The 18,587-nt window shown below is 71.9% G+C and carries 20 protein-coding genes and 1 pseudogene; 6 read left to right on the top strand and 15 right to left on the bottom strand.

Annotation, left to right across the window (positions count from 1 at the left end):
* Positions 1–35 precede the first annotated feature (35 nt).
* Positions 36–989: an ROK family protein gene (locus tag ACZ6A9_RS18620; protein WP_468986583.1), complete on the bottom strand. Its 954-nt coding sequence runs from the start codon at positions 987–989 to the stop codon at positions 36–38.
* 195 nt (positions 990–1,184) lie between these two features.
* Between ACZ6A9_RS18620 and ACZ6A9_RS18615 the strand changes: the two genes are divergently transcribed.
* Positions 1,185–2,282: a LacI family DNA-binding transcriptional regulator gene (locus ACZ6A9_RS18615; RefSeq protein ID WP_468986581.1), complete on the top strand. Its 1,098-nt coding sequence runs from the start codon at positions 1,185–1,187 to the stop codon at positions 2,280–2,282.
* Between the two features lie 14 nt (positions 2,283–2,296).
* On the top strand, positions 2,297–3,088 hold the full coding sequence (locus tag ACZ6A9_RS18610) for a hypothetical protein (protein WP_468986578.1): 792 nt from the start codon (positions 2,297–2,299) through the stop codon (positions 3,086–3,088).
* A 132-nt stretch (positions 3,089–3,220) separates the two neighbouring features.
* Here the strand turns inward: ACZ6A9_RS18610 and ACZ6A9_RS18605 are convergent, their stop codons facing one another.
* Positions 3,221–3,901, bottom strand: a complete 681-nt coding sequence (locus tag ACZ6A9_RS18605; RefSeq protein WP_468986576.1) for a TetR/AcrR family transcriptional regulator — start codon at positions 3,899–3,901, stop codon at positions 3,221–3,223.
* A 108-nt stretch (positions 3,902–4,009) separates the two neighbouring features.
* Between ACZ6A9_RS18605 and ACZ6A9_RS18600 the strand changes: the two genes are divergently transcribed.
* Positions 4,010–4,975, top strand: a complete 966-nt coding sequence (locus ACZ6A9_RS18600) for an NAD(P)-dependent alcohol dehydrogenase (protein ID WP_468986574.1) — start codon at positions 4,010–4,012, stop codon at positions 4,973–4,975.
* Positions 4,976–4,996: 21 nt separating this feature from the next.
* Here the strand turns inward: ACZ6A9_RS18600 and ACZ6A9_RS18595 are convergent.
* From ACZ6A9_RS18595 to ACZ6A9_RS18560, 8 genes and pseudogenes are all read right to left on the bottom strand, one after another.
* Positions 4,997–5,869: pseudogene (locus ACZ6A9_RS18595) on the bottom strand (IS5 family transposase).
* 44 nt (positions 5,870–5,913) lie between these two features.
* The gene (locus tag ACZ6A9_RS18590) at positions 5,914–6,153 is read right to left on the bottom strand and encodes a helix-turn-helix domain-containing protein (RefSeq protein WP_468986572.1); all 240 of its coding nucleotides are present in this window, start codon (positions 6,151–6,153) and stop codon (positions 5,914–5,916) included.
* Positions 6,153–6,650 carry a DUF2975 domain-containing protein gene (locus ACZ6A9_RS18585; protein WP_468986569.1) on the bottom strand — a complete coding sequence of 166 codons (498 nt, stop codon included), beginning with the start codon at positions 6,648–6,650 and terminating at the stop codon, positions 6,153–6,155. Before ACZ6A9_RS18585 ends, ACZ6A9_RS18590 begins: the two co-directional genes overlap by 1 nt.
* Positions 6,651–6,727: 77 nt before the next feature.
* Complete coding sequence (locus tag ACZ6A9_RS18580; RefSeq protein WP_468986566.1) at positions 6,728–8,032, bottom strand: DUF6986 family protein; 1,305 nt, start codon at positions 8,030–8,032, stop codon at positions 6,728–6,730.
* Between the two features lie 330 nt (positions 8,033–8,362).
* Positions 8,363–9,325, bottom strand: coding sequence for an electron transfer flavoprotein subunit alpha/FixB family protein (locus tag ACZ6A9_RS18575; protein WP_468986563.1), 963 nt, complete (start codon positions 9,323–9,325; stop codon positions 8,363–8,365).
* Positions 9,326–9,382: 57 nt separating this feature from the next.
* Complete coding sequence (locus ACZ6A9_RS18570; RefSeq protein ID WP_190096737.1) at positions 9,383–10,171, bottom strand: electron transfer flavoprotein subunit beta/FixA family protein; 789 nt, start codon at positions 10,169–10,171, stop codon at positions 9,383–9,385.
* Between the two features lie 219 nt (positions 10,172–10,390).
* Complete coding sequence (locus tag ACZ6A9_RS18565) at positions 10,391–10,900, bottom strand: flavin reductase family protein (protein WP_468986558.1); 510 nt, start codon at positions 10,898–10,900, stop codon at positions 10,391–10,393.
* Between the two features lie 216 nt (positions 10,901–11,116).
* Positions 11,117–11,458 (bottom strand): thioredoxin family protein, encoded by a 342-nt coding sequence (locus ACZ6A9_RS18560; RefSeq protein WP_468986556.1) that lies wholly within the window; start codon positions 11,456–11,458, stop codon positions 11,117–11,119.
* 253 nt (positions 11,459–11,711) lie between these two features.
* On the opposite strand from ACZ6A9_RS18560, the gene ACZ6A9_RS18555 reads away from it, so the two are divergent.
* Positions 11,712–12,440 (top strand): lysophospholipid acyltransferase family protein, encoded by a 729-nt coding sequence (locus tag ACZ6A9_RS18555; protein WP_468986553.1) that lies wholly within the window; start codon positions 11,712–11,714, stop codon positions 12,438–12,440.
* Positions 12,441–12,524: 84 nt separating this feature from the next.
* Here the strand turns inward: ACZ6A9_RS18555 and ACZ6A9_RS18550 are convergent, their stop codons facing one another.
* The 4 genes from ACZ6A9_RS18550 to ACZ6A9_RS18535 all read right to left on the bottom strand — a co-directional run bounded on the left by ACZ6A9_RS18550 (position 12,525) and on the right by ACZ6A9_RS18535 (position 16,422).
* Positions 12,525–13,097 (bottom strand): transglutaminase domain-containing protein, encoded by a 573-nt coding sequence (locus ACZ6A9_RS18550; protein ID WP_468986549.1) that lies wholly within the window; start codon positions 13,095–13,097, stop codon positions 12,525–12,527.
* 75 nt (positions 13,098–13,172) lie between these two features.
* On the bottom strand, positions 13,173–14,243 hold the full coding sequence (locus ACZ6A9_RS18545) for a threonine aldolase family protein (protein ID WP_468986547.1): 1,071 nt from the start codon (positions 14,241–14,243) through the stop codon (positions 13,173–13,175).
* The gene (locus tag ACZ6A9_RS18540; RefSeq protein WP_468986544.1) at positions 14,240–14,986 is read right to left on the bottom strand and encodes an SDR family NAD(P)-dependent oxidoreductase; all 747 of its coding nucleotides are present in this window, start codon (positions 14,984–14,986) and stop codon (positions 14,240–14,242) included. Before ACZ6A9_RS18540 ends, ACZ6A9_RS18545 begins: the two co-directional genes overlap by 4 nt.
* Positions 14,987–15,024: 38 nt before the next feature.
* On the bottom strand, positions 15,025–16,422 hold the full coding sequence (locus ACZ6A9_RS18535) for a DUF6421 family protein (protein WP_468986541.1): 1,398 nt from the start codon (positions 16,420–16,422) through the stop codon (positions 15,025–15,027).
* A gap of 253 nt (positions 16,423–16,675) precedes the next feature.
* On the opposite strand from ACZ6A9_RS18535, the gene ACZ6A9_RS18530 reads away from it, so the two are divergent.
* Complete coding sequence (locus ACZ6A9_RS18530; protein WP_468986538.1) at positions 16,676–17,359, top strand: glycerophosphodiester phosphodiesterase; 684 nt, start codon at positions 16,676–16,678, stop codon at positions 17,357–17,359.
* A 22-nt stretch (positions 17,360–17,381) separates the two neighbouring features.
* Here the strand turns inward: ACZ6A9_RS18530 and ACZ6A9_RS18525 are convergent, their stop codons facing one another.
* A complete protein-coding gene (locus ACZ6A9_RS18525; RefSeq protein WP_468986535.1) occupies positions 17,382–17,924 on the bottom strand; it encodes a GNAT family N-acetyltransferase in 543 nt (180 codons plus the stop codon).
* A gap of 83 nt (positions 17,925–18,007) precedes the next feature.
* Between ACZ6A9_RS18525 and ACZ6A9_RS18520 the strand changes: the two genes are divergently transcribed.
* Positions 18,008–18,406, top strand: coding sequence for a VOC family protein (locus ACZ6A9_RS18520; RefSeq protein ID WP_468986532.1), 399 nt, complete (start codon positions 18,008–18,010; stop codon positions 18,404–18,406).
* Positions 18,407–18,587 lie beyond the last annotated feature (181 nt).

Here is an 18,587-nt window from a genome sequence, read left to right as displayed (position 1 = left end):
TGCCGGACGGCGGCCCCCGGCCACCCCGCCCCGCCTCACACCCCGGCGACCGCCGCGTCCGGCCTGGCGGCCAGCGCCGCCGCGGCCGCGCCCACCAGCCCCGCGTCGGTGCCCATCCGGGCCGGCATCACCACGAGGCGCTGGACGAAGGAGAGGGTGGCGTACTCGGTGAGCGCCCTGCGCAGGGGCGCGAGGAGGATCTCGCCCGCCTTGCCCACGCCCCCGCCGATCACGGCGATGTCGATCTCGACGAGCGTCGCGGTGGCCGCTATTCCGGCGGCCAGGGCCCGCGCCGCCCGCTCGAAGGACGCCACGGCCACCGGATCGCCCGCCCGGGCCGCGGCGGCCACGGCGGCCGCGGAGGTGTCGCCGTCGGGGCCGGGCCGCCAGCCGTTCCCCAGGGCCCGGCGGGCGATGTTGGGGCCGCTCGCGATGCGCTCCACGCAGCCGCGCGAGCCGCACGGGCACGGGTCCCCGTCGAGATCCACGCTGATGTGGCCGATGTGGCCGGCGTTGCCGGTGGGTCCGGGATGCAGCCGGCCACCGAGCACCAGACCACCGCCGACGCCGGTGGAGACGACCATGCACAGCGCGTTGTCGTGGCCGCGCGCGGCGCCCTGCCAGTGCTCGGCGGCCGTGATGGCCACGCCGTCGCCGATCAGCTCAACGGGCAGCCCCCCGGTCGACTCCCGGACCCGCGCGACGAGCGGGTAGTCGCGCCAGCCCGGCACGTTCACGGGGCTCACCGTGCCGGCCGAGGCGTCCACGGGGCCGGCGCTGCCGATGCCCACGGCGCCCACGCGCCCCCACGGCCCGGAGGCGGTGAGGTCGCCGAGCACCGCCTCCACCGCCCTCATGACGCTCTCGCCGTTCTCCCCTGCGGGCGTCGGCCGCTGGGCGCGGGCCAGGATCCGGCCCCGGCCGTCCACGAGTGCGCCGGCGATCTTGGTGCCGCCGATGTCGAGCGCGGCCACGAGGTCGGTGTGCATCAGTGTCGGATCTCCCCGTCAAAGCATCAGAAACTCGCCGAGAGCGACCATGCGCGACCACAAGGCGACACATGGAACACGGCCCCGGCCTCATCGAGCGGTGAGGTGCGGGCCGGAGTGTGCGTCGGACAGTGTCTCCCGACTCTGACAACGTTGTCCAGGCTCTATGCTCGACGCCACATCCTCATACAACCCATGGGCACACGCATCCCCGTGGCCGACAGGACAGGACACCGCACCGTGCCGGAGACGACCCGCCGCACCGAACGCCGCCTCCCGGGCACCCGTTACGGCAACCGTCCGACGATGAAGGACGTGGCCGCCCGCGCCGGAGTGGGCCTGAAGACTGTCTCCCGGGTGGTCAACGGCGAACCGGGGGTGACACCGGAGACGGAGCGCCGGGTCCAGGAGGCGATCGAGGCGCTCGGCTTCCGCCGCAACGACAGCGCCCGGGTGCTGCGCAAGGGGCGCACCGCCAGCATCGGCCTGGTGCTGGAGGACCTCGCGGACCCGTTCTACGGGCCGCTGAGCCGAGCGGTGGAGGAGGTGGCCCGCGCCCACGGAGCGCTGCTGATCAACGGCTCCAGCGCGGAGGACGCCGACCGTGAGCAGGAGCTGGTGCTGGCGCTGTGCGCCCGGCGGGTGGACGGGCTCGTGGTGATCCCGGCCGGCGACGACCACCGCTATCTGGAGCCCGAGATCAAGGCGGGTGTCGCCACCGTCTTCGTGGACCGTCCGGCCGGGCACATCGACGCGGACGTCGTCGTGTCGGACAACTTCGGGGGCGCCCGCGACGGCGTCGGCCACCTCATCGCGCACGGGCACCGCAGGATCGGCTTCATCGGCGACATGCCCCGCATCCACACGGCGGCCGAGCGGCTGCGCGGGTACCGGACCGCCATGGAGGACGCGGGGATACCGGTGGAGGACTCCTGGATGTCGCTGGGTGTCACCGACCCGGAGCGGGTGCGCCGGGCGGCCACGGAGATGCTGTCCGGCCCGGAGCCGGTCACCGCGATCTTCACGGGCAACAACCGGGTGACGGTCACCGTGATCCGGGTGCTGGCCGGGCACCCCCGCCCGGTCGCCCTGGTCGGCTTCGACGACATCGAGCTCGCCGACCTGCTCCAGCCGGGCGTCACGGTCGTCGCCCAGGACGCGGCGGCCCTCGGCCGGACCGCCGCCGAGCGGCTGTTCCGCCAGTTGGACGGAACCCTGCTCGCCCCGGAGCGCGTCGAGCTGCCCACCCGGCTGATCACCCGCGGCTCCGGCGAGCTGCCGCCGGCGCACTGAGCGGGGCGGCAGGCGTGGCGGAGGACCGCACCCTGCGGGCGCTGGGCCTGGACGAGGCCCCGCGCGAGCATCCGCTGCTGTATCCGGGGGCGTGGCCGCGCGAGTCCGGGACGCTCGACGGGGACCGGCTGGTACCGCTGGAGCGTCTGGTCTTCGAGGACCGGGTGCCGGTGCTCGCGGTGGGTTCCAACGCCTGTCCCGGCCAGTTGCGGCACAAGATGGCCGAGTCGGGGATCATCACGCCGCTGCCGATGGTGCGGGCGAGGGTGACGGGCGTCGGCATCGGTGTCTCGGCGCACGTCAGCCGCATGGGATACGTGTCCAACTCGCCGGTCGCCGCTCCGGGACGGGTGCGGGAGCTGTTCGTCCTCTGGCTCGACGCCCGGCAGCTCGCCGTGATCGACGCGAGCGAGGGGGTGCCGCGGCCGGACGGCAACTTCCGGCGCGTCTGGCTGCCCGCGCCCGGTGTGCGGATCGCACTCGCCGACGGCTCGACACTGCCCGGGGCGTACGTGTACGTCAACCGCCACGGCGTGCTGCACGACGGCACCGGCGCGCCGCGCGCCCATCCGGGCCAGCGTCCGCTGCTCACCGACCTGTTGGACCGTGTGCCGGGACTGCGGGAGTTGTTCGGCGCGTCGCCGGAGGAGTTCAGCGCGCGGGCCCGCGCAGACCGTGAGCTGTGCGCGCGGGGCACCCGGCTGTTCGCGCAGCGGAGGATGGTGACGTCCTGCGGTCTGGAGCGGTACACGGGCGCCCATCGGCACGGTGGACCGGACTCCGGGGCGCCGTCGGCACCGCCCTAGACGGCGTCACCCCGGACGCCGGCGGTGTCCTTCGTCCCCGTGGCCGCACCACGCACGGCGTCCGGCCTAGGGCCTGTTGCGAAAGTGGCGCGGTCGCCCGAACGACGGCCTCGCGGCAGGCGCCGCTTCGTATCAGGTTCCGGAGGACCGCTGTCCCTGGGAGCCGTGGGCTGCGAGCGGAAGACTGCGCAGCGACAGTGCGCTCGGCGCTGGCAGCGCTCCGTGGGCCGCCTCGGCGCGGAACGACTGGAGCAAGTACGCCACCAGACGCCGGGACGCCGCACGGTCACCCGGCAATGCGGTGACCAGACCGCAGTGGGACAACAAGGCCACGGCAATGTCGGAGGGGTGGAAGTCGGCCCGCAGCACGCCCGCCGCCTGAGCCCTGCGGACCAGGGTCATGAAGTCCTGCTCGACCTGTTCCCGTACCCGCGCGTGTTCTCGCGTGCTGTCCGGAAAGGCCGCGACGAATGCGGCCGGGAAGCCCCGTTCCTCCCGTTGTAGTTCGCAGACCGTCTCGACCAGTCGCTGGAAGCCCTGCCACGGATCGGGGTCGGCCAGCGCCTCGGTGAGCGTCCGAGCACAGGTGTCCATCTGGTGCGCGAACGCGGCCCGCACCAGGGCGTCCCGCGTCGGGAAACGCCGGTACAGCGTCGCCACGCCGACCCCCGCCCGCCGGGCCACGGTCGCCATGGGCGCGTCGATGCCGTGCTCGGCGAAGACCAGGCGGGCAGCCGAAAGGATGCGCCGCCGGTTGCGCCGGGCGTCCGCCCGCAGACTGTCCTGCCCCGCGATCCGAGAGGATTCCCCCACCGCTGTCTCTCACCTCCGGTCAAATGGACGATCTCGTCCGTTTGCCAGCCTACGCTCGGCGCCACGATCCCCCGCACGGCCACTGGTGGCGAAGGTGAGAACGCAACGATGGACGACCGCATGATGAAAGCCGTACTGTTCGACCGCTTCGGCGGCCCCGAGGTGCTGTATGTGGGCCGGGTGCCACGTCCCGGACCGGCACCCGGCGAGGTCCTCGTGCGCGTGCGCGCGTTCAGCGTGAACGGCGGCGAACTGGCGGCCCGTTCCGGTCGGGCCCGCCTCGTCACCGGCCGGAAGTTCCCGCAGCGCATCGGGCTGGACTTCACTGGCGAGATCGCCGCACTCGGCACCGGCGCGACCGGCGTAGCGGTCGGCGACCAGGTGTGGGGCGTCCTGGGCCGCAGCTCCGGATTCGGCAGCGCCGCCGAGTACGTGACGGTACGGCCCGAGCGGCTCGGCCGGGTCCCGGACGGACTGGACCTCGTGGCCGCTGCCGCGCTGCCGGTGGCCACCACGGCCGTCACGGCCCTCCGCGACAAGGCCGCACTGCGCCCCGGCGAACGGCTGCTTGTACGGGGCGCGGCGGGCGGCGTCGGCAACGCCGCCGTCCAGCTGGGACAGGCGTACGGTGCCGAGGTCACGGCCCTGGCCCGCGCTGCCAACCTCGACTTCGTCCGTACGCTCGGTGCCCACCACGCCGTCGACCACCGGACCGTGTCCCCTGCGGAACTGGGACTGTTCGACGTGGTCCTCGACACGGCGGGCACCGACCTGCGTACCGTACGGCGGATGCTGAAGCCGGGCGGACGCATGGTCACCATCGCCTTCGACCTGACGCGGCCTGCCGCCTCGCTGGGCTACATCGCGGCCAGCGCCGTCCACGGACGCGGCCGGGTGCGCTTCTTCAGCGGCAACCCCGAACGTGCGCTCTTCGACGACCTCGCCCGCCAGGTGACAGAGGGGAAGCTGCGGCCGGCGGTGGACACGGTCTTCCCGCTGAAAGAGACAGCGGCCGCACACCGGGCGCTGGAGGCGGGCGGTGTGCGGGGCAAGTACGTGGTCAGGGTCGACTAGGGTTTGTCGGGAAAGTGCTGGTCACAGCCACTCGTTGAGGACTGCAACCAACACGGTCGCCTCGTAGCGGACGGCGAGCTTGTCGTATCTCGTGGCCACGGCCCGGTGGCGCTTGAGGCCGTTGATCCCGCACTCGACGGCATGCCGCTCGCGGTAGTCGGTTTTGTCGAACTTCGGCGGCCGACCGCCTCGGGCACCGAGCTTCTGGCGGTTGCGGACGCGGTCGGCGGGGACCGGGATGGTCGCCTTGATCCCGCGTCTGCGCAGGTAGGCCCGGTGCGGCGGGAGTCGTACGCTTTGTCGGCCCGCACCCGGTCCGGCCGCCTGCGGGGCCTGCCCGGACCAAGGCGAGGTACCCGGATGGCTTCCAGGACCGGCTCGGATTGCGGCGGGTCACCCCGCTGGCCGGTGTGATGACGACGCTCAGCGGCTTCTGCCCCTGCTCGACGGCGAGGTGGATCTTGGTGGTCAGGCCGCCTCGGGAACGTCCGAGACCATGGTCGGCCGGCTCAACGGCGATGCCGCCGGGCGGTTCCTTTTGCAGATCCCCTTTTTCGAGGCCCCGGCGGCGTGCCGGTGGGCCCGGCAGACGGTGGAGTCGATATTCACGTCCCAGGCGATCAGGCCCTTCGCGTCCGCCTGAGCTTGGAGCTGAGTGACGAACCTGGCCCAGGTGCCATCGCGCTGCCGGCGCCGGAACAGGTCGTAGACCCCCTCCCAGGGCCCGTAGCGTTCCGGCACATCACGCCAGGGAGCACCGGTACGGGTCCGCCACCGAATGCCGTCTATCAGCTGCCGTCGCGTCCACACCGGCGGACGGCCCGGCTTGATGCCCTGCGGCAACAACGGCTCAAGCCGGGCCCACTGTCCATTCGTCAGATCACCACGTCCCACAGGGCGTGATCATCCACGACCAAGATCCACTTTCGCAACAGGCCCTAGGCGGAACGGACGGGGGGAGGGGCCGTCGCCTCCTCGGGCTCCCAGCGCAGCAGGTCGCCGGGCTGGCATTCGAGCACTTCGCAGAGGGCGGCGAGGGTCGTGAAGCGTACGGCCTTGGCGCGGCCGTTCTTGAGCACGGCCAGGTTGGCCGGGGTGATCCCGACGCGTTCGGCGAGTTCCCCCACGGACATCTTCCGCCTGGCCAGCATCACGTCGATGTCGACGGCGATCGGCATCAGATCACCTCGGCCAGTTCGGCCCGCATCCGCGACGCCTCGACGTCGCGGGCGACGGCCTGCGCCAGGAGCATCCGCAGGACGAGGACGATCAGCGCGATCCCCAGGACCGCGAGGCCGGCTCCGCCGACCAGCAGCACGACGCCCGGCGCGACCGCCTCGCCCGGCGCCAGGAGCACTCCGAGCGCGAACACCAGCAGGGCCGCGGCGACGAACGCGCCGATGACGACGTGCACGTAGCGGAAGGCGGCGTCGGAGAAGACCGTTCCCCGGCGGGCCATGGTCACCAGCCGCCAGACGCAGACCAGGACGGTCTGCGCCGTCATCACGGTGAGGACCACGATGACGAGGAGCGGGACGCGCAGGTGGGAGTACTCCGCGTCCAGCCCGTCGAGGTCGCTCGCCAGCAGCGGCACCATCACCGCCTGCACACCCAGCGACCCCGCCAGCAGCGCCACGATCACGGCGCGCAGCGCGAGCACGGTCAGTCGTCCCATCGCCCCTCCTTCACCCGAACCACGATGGGAATCTATCGAGATTCGATAGATCAGGCAAACGGGCGGGGACCGGGCCGCTACCCGGCCGGATCCCTGCGGCCGCCCCGCCCGGGCGAGGCGAAGCCCTCCAGGTCCGCGCGGGCCAGGCCGGCCGTCCGGGCCACCTCGACGGTGTCCAGCGCGCCGCAGTCGAGGCCGCGCAGCAGGTACCCGGAGAGGGCCCTGGCGGTCGCGGGCTCGTCCAGGACATCACCGCCGGCCCGGCCGGCGTAGCGGGCGAGGCGGGTGGCGGCCCGCTCGAAGCCCTCGCGGTAGAAGGCGAAGACGGCCGCGTACCGGGTGGGGAGGTGACCGGGATGCATGTCCCAGCCCTGGTAGTAGGCGCGGGCGAGGGCGCGGCGGGTGAGGCCGTAGTGCAGGCGCCAGGCGTCGTGGACCCGCTCGGTGGGCCCGACGGGCAGCACGTTGGTGGAGCCGTCCGAGACGCGTACACCGGTGCCGGCGGCGGCGACCTGCATGACGGCCTTGGCGTGGTCGGCGGCCGGGTGGTCGCTCGCCTGGTACGCGGCGGAGACGCCGAGGCAGGCGCTGTAGTCGAAGGTCCCGTAGTGCAGGCCGGTGGCGCGGCCCCCGGCGGCCTGGATCATGCGGGCGACGGCCGCGGTGCCGTCGGCGGCGAGGATGGACTGGCTGGTCTCGATCTGGATCTCGAAGCCGATCCGGCCGGGCTCCAGACCACGCGCCTCCTCGAAGGCGCCGAGGAGGCGGGCCATGGCGGCGACCTGCTCGGGGTAGGTGACCTTGGGAAGGGTGAGCACCAGCCCGTCGGGCAGGCCGCCGGCGTCCATCAGGCCGGTGAGGAAGATGTCGAGGGTACGGATGCCCCGGTCGCGCACGGCGGCCTCCATGCACTTCACGCGGATGCCCGTGTACGGGGCGGCGGCACCCTGCGCGTACGCCTCGGCGACGAGCCGCGCCGCGCGGGCCGCGGCCTCGTCCTCCTCGGCGTCCGGGCGGTTGCCGTAGCCGTCCTCGAAGTCGACGCGCAGGTCCTCCACCGGCTCGCGTTCCAGTTTGGCCCGGACACGGCCGTACACGTCCTCGGCCAGCGCGGGGTCCAGTCCGAGGACGGCTGCGAGGGACGCGGCGTCGGGGGCGTGTTCGTCCAGGGCGGCGAGGGCCCGGTCGCCCCAGGCGCGCGGGGTGTCGGCGGCGAAGGCGTCACCGGGGACGTAGACGGTGTGGACGGGCTGGCGGGTGCCGGGGTCTCCGGGGTAGCGGCGCTCGAGGTCCGCGTCGACCGGCGCGAGGGAGGCGCCGATCCGCTCGGTGACGGCGCCCGCGAGACTGGTCACCACCCGCTCCTGCCGGCCCTGACCCATCCCCAGCCTCCCGCGGTTCCGCGAACGGCATCAACAATGTGTTGAACGAAGGTATCGGGCGGCGCTCCGGCCGGTCAACACCGCCGCCCCCGTGAGCCGGCCCGCTCCGGGCGCCCTCGCCGCTGGATCCTGGCCACGACGGGCATCACGGTGCGCCGGGCGTCCGCGCGACGGTCGCGGCAGTCGCGGCAGTCGCGGCGGACGCGGCGGACGGACGGTTCCCGAGCGATCATCGGCCGGTGCGGGCATCGCTGCCCCTGCGACGCGCCGAGGCCCCCGCGACCGCACCGGGGGTGCGGTCGCGGGGGCCTCGGCCCGGGCCTCGGGTGATCAGCCCTTACGGGTCTTGATCTCCTCGGTCAGCTGCGGGACGACGTCGAACAGGTCGCCGACGACGCCGTAGTCGACCAGGTCGAAGATCGGGGCCTCGGCGTCCTTGTTGACGGCCACGATGGTCTTCGAGGTCTGCATGCCCGCGCGGTGCTGGATCGCGCCGGAGATACCGGAGGCGATGTAGAGCTGCGGCGAGACCGACTTGCCGGTCTGACCGACCTGGTTGGTGTGCGGGTACCAGCCGGCGTCGACGGCGGCACGCGAGGCACCGACGGCCGCGCCGAGGGAGTCGGCGAGCGCCTCGATGATCGCGAAGTTCTCCGCGCCGTTGACACCGCGGCCACCGGAGACCACGATCGCGGCCTCGGTCAGCTCCGGACGGCCGGTCGACTCGCGCGGCGTACGGCCGGTGACCTTGGTGCCGGTCGCCTGGGCGGAGAAGGACACGCTCAGGGCCTCGACGCTGCCTGCGGCCGGGGCGGCCTCCACGCCGGCCGAGTTCGGCTTCACCGTGATGACCGGGGTGCCCTTGGAGACACGGGACTTGGTGGTGTACGAGGCGGCGAACACCGACTGCGTGGCCACCGGACCCTCGTCGCCGGCCTCCAGGTCGACGGCGTCGGTGATGATGCCGGAGCCCAGGCGCAGCGCCAGACGGGCGGCGATCTCCTTGCCCTCGGCGGAGGAGGACACCAGCACGGCGGCCGGGGAGACGGCCTCGTGGGCGGCCTGGAGGGCGTCCACCTTCGGCACGACCAGGTAGTCGGCGTACTCGGCGGCCTCGTGGGTGAGGACCTTGACCGCGCCGTGCTCGGCGAGGGTGGCGGCGGTGTCCGCGGCGCCGTTGCCCAGCGCGACGGCGACCGGCTCGCCGATGCGGCGGGCCAGGGTCAGCAGCTCCAGGGTGGGCTTGCGGACGGCACCGTCCACGTGGTCGACGTAGACGAGAACTTCAGCCATGGGACTTCTTCTCTCCTGCTTGCGAAGTATGAGGGGCGGGGAGTTGAGCCTCGTAGCTCAGATGAACTTCTGGCTCGCGAGGAACTCGGCGAGCTGCTTGCCGCCCTCGCCCTCGTCCTTGACGATCGTGCCGGCGGTGCGGGCCGGACGCTCGGCCGCGGAGTCGACCGTGGTGTAGGCGTTCTCCAGGCCGACCTCGTCCTCGTCGATGTCGAGGTCGGACAGGTCCCAGGACTGAACCGGCTTCTTCTTCGCCGCCATGATGCCCTTGAAGGACGGGTAACGCGCCTCGCCCGACTGGTCGGTGACCGACACGACCGCGGGGAGGGAGGCCTCGAGCCGCTCGGAGGCGGCGTCGCCGTCACGGCGGCCCTTGACGGTGCCGTCCTCGACGGACACCTCGGACAGCAGGGTCACCTGCGGCACGCCCAGGCGCTCCGCGAGCAGTGCCGGTACGACGCCCATGGTGCCGTCGGTGGAGGCCATGCCGGAGATGACCAGGTCGTAGCCGGCCTTCTCGACGGCCTTGGCCAGGACCAGGGAGGTGCCGATGGCGTCGGTGCCGTGCAGGTCGTCGTCCTCGACGTGGATGGCCTTGTCGGCACCCATGGACAGCGCCTTGCGCAGGGCGTCCTTGGCGTCCTCCGGGCCCACCGTCAAAACGGTGATCTCCACGTCGTCGTCGGAGTTCTCCGAGATCTGCAGCGCCTGCTCGACCGCGTACTCGTCCAGCTCGGAGAGCAGACCGTCCACATCGTCACGGTCGACGGTCAGGTCATCGGCGAAGTGCCGGTCGCCAGTGGCGTCGGGCACGTACTTCACAGTGACAACGATCCTCAAGCTCACGCCGGCTCTCCTACTGCATCGTCATTTCTGGCTGCCTGCCTGCAGGCAGCATAGGCGCCTGAAGCGGGCGATCACGGTCGGGGCGACCCACGCTCCGAACGAAATATTACTCGTCAGTACACCCAGTCCCTTCCCGCTAAGCAAGCGCTTTGAACTGTGACCTTCGCAACGCAGCGTAACCGGAACTCGAACCGCCCGCGACCAGGAGGGACCCCCGGCTCAGTCGCGCAGCCCGTGGAAACGCCCCTGGTGGTAGAGGAGCGGACGGCCGTGGCCCGTGGAGTCGCCCAGCAGGACCTCGGCGATCACGATCCGATGGTCCCCGGCGGGCACCCGTGCCACCACCTCGCACACCATCCAGGCGGGTACGTCGTCCAGCACCGGGACGCCCTCGGGCCCCTCCCGCCAGGCGGTGGCCGGGCCGAAGCGGTCGGCGCCGCTGCGCGCGAAGGTCGCCGCCAGTTCCTGCTGGTGCTCCCCGAGCACGTGCACACCCACGTGGTCGCTCGTCGCGATCACGGACCAGCTGGAGCTTCCCGCACCGACCCCGAAGGACAGCATCGGGGGCTCGGCCGAGACGGAGGCGAGCGAGGTGGCGGTGAAGCCGACCGGGCCGCGGCGACCGCACGCGGTGATCACGGCGACGCCGGCGGCGTGCCGGCGGAAGACGGAGCGCAGCAGCTCGGGCGAGGCGGGCCGGGCGGTACCGAGGCCGGGCATGGCCGTCATGAAACTGTCCTTCCGCGAGAGGTGACGAGCGGGTTCGCGGCTGCTCACCGGCCCGGTCGGCGCACGCGCGCGGCGCGGGCGGCCGCCGGGGGGCCGGGTACCCGCGGGGGGTCAAGGAGTTGCCAGGACATCGGGCCAGGCTGACTACGTGTGGCATACACAGTCAAGTCGGTCCCGTGATGTGGGAGATGCCTCACGGTCGTTCCCCGGCGGCGCTCACACCGCCTCTCCGAGCGCCGCGATGACGTCGGCCTTGCGCGGCTGGCCGGTCGCGCGCCGGACCTCCCGGCCGGCCGCGTCGAGGACCAGAACCGTGGGCGTCCTGACGATGCCCAGCCGGCGTACCAGATCCAGGCGGGCCTCGGCGTCGATCTCCACGTGGGTCACGCCCGGCACCAGGGCCGCCACCTCGCCGAGCACGCGGCGCGTGGCGCGGCAGGGCGCGCAGAAGGCGCTGGAGAACTGCACGAGGGTGGCGCGCTCCCCCCGTTCCACACCCAGTCCGGCCACCGCGTCCGGGTGCGCCCGCGGCCGTCCGTCGTCGTCCCGATTCCGCACTCGCCCTCTCCCGCCATGTGTCCGCCGTCAGCCCTTCCCAGCGTCCGCCGGCCCCCCGGCATTCCCCGGCGTCACACGAAAACCGAGGTCGATCAGGTGGACGTGACGAGAATCTCGCCCGCGAAGGGCACCAGGACTGGTTCACCAGCCGTTCTTCGGGCACCATCTGCGACAAGCCCGTAAACCTACGGCTCCGTAACTTTCGACTGGGAGCTTCCTTCCCAGGCAGAGAAGGAAGGGTTCCTACCCGCCCATGGCAGAACTCGTCTACCGGCCCGTCGTCGGCTTCGCCCGCACCCTCTTCAAGGTGTGGGACCTCAAGATCGACTGCCAGGGGTCGGAGAACATCCCGCGCTCGGGCGGCGCCGTACTGGTCAGCAACCACATCAGCTATCTCGACTTCGTCTTCAACGGACTGGCGGCACTCCCCCAGAAGCGGCTCGTCCGCTTCATGGCGAAGGAGTCGGTCTTCCGGCACCGTGTCTCCGGTCCGCTGATGCGCGGCATGAAGCACATCCCGGTGGACCGCGGGCAGGGCGAGGCCGCGTACGAGCACGCGCTGCGGTCGCTGCGCTCGGGTGAGATCGTGGGCGTCTTCCCGGAGGCGACCATCTCGCAGTCGTTCACGCTGAAGAGCTTCAAGTCGGGTGCGGCGCGTCTGGCGCAGGAGGCGGGCGTGCCGCTGATCCCGATGGCGGTGTGGGGTACGCAGCGGCTGTGGACCAAGGGCCACCCGCGCAACTTCAAGCGCAGCCACACACCCATCACCATGCGGGTGGGTGAGGCGATCGAGGCCTCCAAGGACAAGTACGCGGGCGCGATCACCCGTCAGCTGCGTGAGCGGGTGCAGGAGTTGCTGGAGGCGGCGCAGCGGGCCTATCCCGTGCGGCCGAACGGGCCGGACGACACGTGGTGGATGCCGGCGCACCTCGGGGGCACGGCCCCCACCCCGGAACAGCTCCGCCAGTCCGGAACCCACTGACGTCCCGCCCGTCACGCCGACAGCCGCCGCCCGCCTCGTCCGGCGGCTGTCACTCCGCCCGCCACCGACGCCGTCGCGCTCCCGTCAGAGGACGGTGGGCAGTGTCCGCCAGAGGTGGGGACGGTCGGGGGCGGAGCGCAGCGCGTCCAGTACGGTCGGATGCGCCGCCGCGTACAGGACCGGGTGATCCCGCTCCCCCGACGCCGGGTCGGGTGTGAAGGCCAGTTCCTCACCCTCCAGGGAGAACCTCGCGTCCACCCCCGGCTTGTTGCCCCGCGGATCCTGCCGGTGCCAGCCGCCGCGGAACCGCACGGCGACCAGACCGTGGACCACACCGAGGTACTGGTAGCACAGTGCGGTCGGGATGTCCTCGGCGCGCAGCAGCGCGGCCAGCGCGTGCGCCTTGGCGTAGCAGATGCCGGTGCGCCGCTCCAGGACGTCGGAGGCGCGCCAGGTGACCCGGAGGTCGCCGGAGTCCTGCGAGTGCGCGATCGCGTCGCGCACGTAGTCGAACGCCACCCGCGCATACTCATACGAGTCTCCGGCTCCCCGCGCAAGCCGCGCGGCTGTCTCGCGGACCAGCGGGTGATGGTGGTCGATCGCCTCGTCGGCGGCCAAGTATGCGGAGAGGTCCGGGTTTTCCTGGATGAGCTGCATGGCGTCGGAGCATAGGTATGCGGTCGACCGGCAGTCAATGTATTTCCGGTCAACCGCATACCTATGCATGCACGGCTAGCGGGCCATTTCCTCCTTCAACGCCGCCACGAACGTGTCCACGTCGTCCTCGGTGGTGTCGAACGCGCACATCCACCGCACGTCGCCCGCCGCCTCGTCCCAGAAGTAGAAGCGGAAGCGCTTCTGCAGGCGCTCGCTCACCTCGTGCGGCAGCCGCGCGAAGACGGCGTTGGCCTGCACCGGGTAGAGGATCTCGACACCGTGGACGGCGCGCACGCCCTCCGCCAGGCGCTGGGCCATCTCGTTGGCGTGGCGGGCGTTGCGCAGCCACAGGTCCCGGGCCAGCAGGGCCTCCAGCTGCACCGACACGAAGCGCATCTTGGAGGCGAGCTGCATGGACAGCTTCCGCAGGTGCTTCAAGTGCCGGATGCCGTCCGGGTCCAGCACCACGACCGCCTCGCCGAACAGGGCGCCGTTCTTGGTGCCGCCCAGCGAGAGCAGGTCGACACCGGCCGCGTTGGTGAAGGTGCGCAGCGGCACGTCCAGCGTGGCGGCGGCATTGGCCAGCCGGGAGCCGTCGACGTGCACCTTCATGCCGTGCGCGTGGGCGTGCTCGCAGATGGCGCGGATCTCGTCCGGCGTGTAGACGGTGCCCAGTTCGGTGGCCTGGGCTATGGAGACGACCTGCGGCATGGCGCGGTGCTCGTCGTCCCAGCCGTACGCCTCCCGGTCGATCAGCTCGGGGGTGAGCTTGCCGTCCGGGGTGGGCACGGTGAGCAGCTTGATGCCCCCGACCCGCTCCGGGGCGCCGCCCTCGTCCACGTTGATGTGGGCGCTGTCGGCGCAGATCACCGCGCCCCAGCGGTCGGTGACCGCCTGGAGCGCCACCACGTTGGCTCCGGTGCCGTTGAACACCGGGAACGCCTCGGCCGTCGGTCCGAAGTGACTGCGGATCAGCTGCTGGAGGTTCTCGGTGTACGCGTCCTCGCCGTAGGCGACCTGGTGCCCGCCGTTGGCCACGGCCAGGGCGGCGAGCACCTCGGGGTGGGCCCCGGCGTAGTTGTCGCTGGCGAAACCGCGGACGTCCGGGTCGTGATGACGACGCGCGTCGGTCCTCGGTGGGTTCACGGCTTCTCGGTCAGCCACAGACGGTTTCCGTTCACTTCCGCGGCGGGCTTGTCCCAGACGCCGGCGACGGCCTCGGCGAGGTCCTTGACGTCCGTGAAGCCCGCGAACTTCGCGTTGGGGCGGTCGGCGCGCATCGCGTCGTGCACCAACGCCTTCACGACCAGGATCGCAGCCGCCGACGTCGGCCCCTGCTCACCCCCGGCCTTGCGGAAGTAGTCGGCCATGGCCAGCGTCCACGCCTCGGCGGCGGCCTTGCCGGCCGCGTACGCGGCGTTGCCCGCGGTGGGCCTGGTGGCGCCGGCGGCGCTGATCAGGACGTAGCGGCCGCGGTCGCTGCGCTGGAGCGCCTCGTGGAAGGCGAGGCTGGTGTGCTGCACGGTGCGCACCAGGAGCAGCTCCAGGAAGTCCCAGTCGTCGAGGCTGGTCTTGGTGAAGGTCTCGCTGCCGCGCCAGCCGCCGACGAGGTGGACCAGACCGTCGACGCGGCCGAACTCCTTCTCGGTGCGGGCGGCCCACTCGCGGGTGGAGTCCAGGTCCAGCAGGTCGACCGTGTCACCGGTGACGGTGGCGCCGCCGTGCGCGTAGCGCGCCGCGTCGACCGCTTCCGCCAGCCGCTGCGGATCGTTGTCCGAGCCGACGACCGTCGCTCCCGCCTCGGCCAGCCTGAGCAGTGCCGCACGTCCCGCGGGTCCTCCCGCGCCGGCCACCGCGATCACCGCACCGTCGAGCGCCCCGTTCCCCATGATTCTCGCCTCCTGAGCAGTGTTGTGAACGAGATCGCTCACGCGGCGACCCGCTCGGCGCTGTCCGCGGTGATGCCCCTGGTGGAGGCGATCACGTTCTTCAGCTTCTTGGACAGAGCCTCATAGAACATGCTCAGCGGAAACTCGTCCGGAAGCACGTCATCGACGAGCTTGCGCGGCGGCAGCGTCAGGTCGAGGGCGTCGGGACCCTTGGCCCACTTGGAGCCCGGGTGCGGGGAGAGGTAGGCGGAGACCAGCTCGTACCCGGCGAACCAGTGGACGAGCTTGGGACGGTCGATGCCGTCGCGGTACAGCGTCTCGATCTCGGCGCACAGCTGGTTGGTGACCTGCGGGGCGCGCTCCCAGTCGATGCTCAGCTTGTTGTCGGTCCAGCGGACGACATCGTGCTTGTGCAGGTAGGCGAAGAGCAGCTGGCCGCCGAGGCCGTCGTAGTTGCGCGTCCGCTCGCCGGTGACGGGGAAGCGGAACATGCGGTCGAAGAGCACCGCCACCTGGACGTCACGGGCCTGCGGGACGCCGTCGCCGGCGAGCTTCACGGCCTCCTTGAAGGCGGTGAGGTCGCAGCGCAGCTCCTCCAGGCCGTACATCCAGAACGGCTGGCGCTGCTTGATCATGAAGGGGTCGAACGGCAGGTCGCCGTGGCTGTGGGTGCGGTCGTGGACCATGTCCCAGAGCACGAACGCCTCTTCGCAGCGCTTCTGGTCGTGCACCATGGCGGCGACGTCCTCGGGCAGCTCCAGGCCCAGGATGTCGACGGCGGCCTCGGTGACGCGGCGGAAGCGGGCGGCCTCGCGGTCGCAGAAGATGCCGCCCCAGGTGAAGCGCTCGGGGGCCTCGCGCACGGCGATGGTCTCGGGGAAGAGCACCGCGGAGTTGGTGTCGTAGCCCGAGGTGAAGTCCTCGAAGGTGATGCCGCAGAACAGCGGGTTGTCGTAGCGGGTGCGCTCCAGCTCGGCCAGCCAGTCGGGCCAGACCATGCGCAGCACGACCGCCTCGAGATTGCGGTCGGGGTTGCCGTTCTGCGTGTACATCGGGAAGACGACCAGGTGCTGGAGGCCGTCCTCGCGGTTCGCGGCGGGCTGGAAGGCCAGCAGCGAGTCGAGGAAGTCGGGCACCTCGAAGCCGCCGTCGGCCCAGCGGGCCAGGTCCTTGGCCAGCGCCTCATGGTAGGCACGGCCGTGCGGGAGCAGCGGGGAGAGCTCCTCGACGGCACCGATCACGGTGCGCACCGCGTTCGCGGCGTCGGCGCGGGCCGGGGACCCGTCGGCGTCGAAGTCGATCGACCCGTCCTTGGACTGCCAGGGCCGGATCCGCTCCACGGCATCCTTGAGCACGGGCCACGCCGGGTGCTCGACCACCCTGGTCGCCGAAGGAACCTGCCCCTCCGCACCCACCTGCACAAGAATCTCCGTCATGTCCCATCCTCCACAAGAAAACCTCTCGTAAGGAGACCGTATACATAGCGGCTTTCTCCCAGCAAGGGGGACCTCCGGAAATTATCCTGCCGCACCCCGGTCTTCACCGCATTTTTTCCTGCCGAACACCCGAGTGGGCGGTGCTGTGTGCCACCGGTGTTCAGCCTCTGGACGCGGCGGGCACAGGCGATACGGTCCAGGAGGGCCGTAGGGACGCGGTCCCCCGCCGCCGTCGACGGAAGCGAGTCGAGTCTTGAACTTCCTCACCATCGGTCACCGCGGAGTCATGGGTGTCGAGCCCGAGAACACCCTCCGGTCCTTCGTCGCCGCCCAGGAGGCGGGCCTCGACGTCATCGAACTCGATCTGCACCTGAGCAAGGACGGCGCGCTCGTCGTCATGCACGACACGGACGTGGACCGCACCACCGACGGCACGGGCGCCGTCGCCGGCAAGACGGTCGCCGAACTGCGCGCCCTGGACGCGGGGCGCGGCGAGCGCGTCCCCCTCTTCGAGGAGGTCCTGGACGCCGTCCGGGCCCCGCTCCAGGCCGAGATCAAGGACGTGCGGGCCGCCAGGGCGCTGGCCGCCGTGATGAACGAGCGGGGGCTGGCCGGCCGGGTGGAGGTCTCGTCGTTCCACGACGAGGCGATCACCGAGGTCGCCCGGCTGGTGCCCGGGGTGCGCACGGCGCTCATCGCGAGCCGGTACGACACCGGCGTCGTGGACCGCGCGGTCGCGGCCGGCGCCTCGTCCGTCTGTCTCAACATCCGCCGGCTCACCCTGGAGATCGCCGAACGGGCGCGGAAGGCGGACCTCGCGGTGATCGGCTGGGTGGTCAACACCCAGGACCACCTCAGACTGGTCCGGGCCCTGCGGCTCGACGGAGCGACCACCGACTACCCGGAGATCAAGCGCACCGGCCGCTTCACCGCGTGAGCGGCCGGGCGCCGTACGGCTCTCAGGCCAGTTCCTTCACCAGCAGCTCGAACTGCAGGTCGTCGCGCTGCGGGATGCCGAAGCGCTCGTCACCGTACGGGAAGGGAGTCATCCTTCCCGTACGGCGGTAGCCGCGCCGCTCGTACCAGGCGATCAGGTCCTCGCGCACGGAGATCACCGTCATGTGCATCTCGTCCACGCCCCAGGTCCCGCGCGCCCGGCGCTCCGCCTCGGCGATGATCGTCCTGCCGAGTCCGGCGCCCTGGAGAGCGGGGCTGACCGCGAACATGCCGAAGTAGGCGTACGCGCCGCGGTGTTCGAGCTGGCAGCAGGCGACGATGCGGCCCTCGCGCTCCACCGTCAGCAGCCGGCTGTCCGGCGACCTGACGACCTCCAGCACACCCTCGGGGTCGGTCCGCTGCCCCTGGAGGATGTCCGCCTCGGTGGTCCACCCGGCCCGGCTGGGCTCTCCCCGGTACGCCGACTCGACCAGTGCGACGAGCGCGTCCACATCGGCTTCGGTGGCGTCGCGGAAGGTCAGGACGGAATCGGTGGCGGATGACATGGCCGGGTCCCCTGGTTCGTGTGCGCCGCTTCCGGCGTGGTTCGGACGGGGACGAGACTAACCCGGGCACTACGCTCGGCCGCATGGTGCACGTACTGAGCAGCCGTACCCTGCTCCGCCCCACCGACCCCGACCGCTCCCGCGCCTTCTACGGCGGACAGCTGGGCCTCGCCGTCCACCGCGAGTTCGGCACCGGCCCGGACCGGGGCACCGTCTACTTCCTCGGCGGGGGCTTCCTGGAGCTCTCCGGACGCTCCGACACCTCCACCCCCGCCTCCCCGGACGTCCGGCTGTGGCTGCAGGTCGAGGACCTCACGGCGGCGCACGGGGAACTGGTGGCCAAGGGCGTCGGGATCGTCCGGCCTCCGGTGCGGGAGCCGTGGGGTCTGGTGGAGATGTGGATCGAGGATCCGGACGGGATCCCGATCGTCCTGGTCGAGATTCCGTCCGATCATCCGCTGCGTTACCGGCCGGGCATCTGAGGACGGCCTGGCCGCGCACCGGGAGCGCGGGGGCGGAAGGAGCGCCGGGGGCTGTCCGGGCACGCGGGCCGCGGGCGGGCCCGCGTCGGATGTCCGCCGGTCCGGGCAGCCGCCGGTCCGGGCAGCCGCCGTCGTTCCGCACGGCGCGACGGGCGGAAAACGGACTCGGGCGGTCCGCCGA

Source organism: Streptomyces sp. NPDC041124, assembly GCF_055592385.1.
The sequence above is the reverse complement of the archived record's forward strand: the minus strand, read 5'-3'. Positions and strand labels throughout refer to the sequence as shown.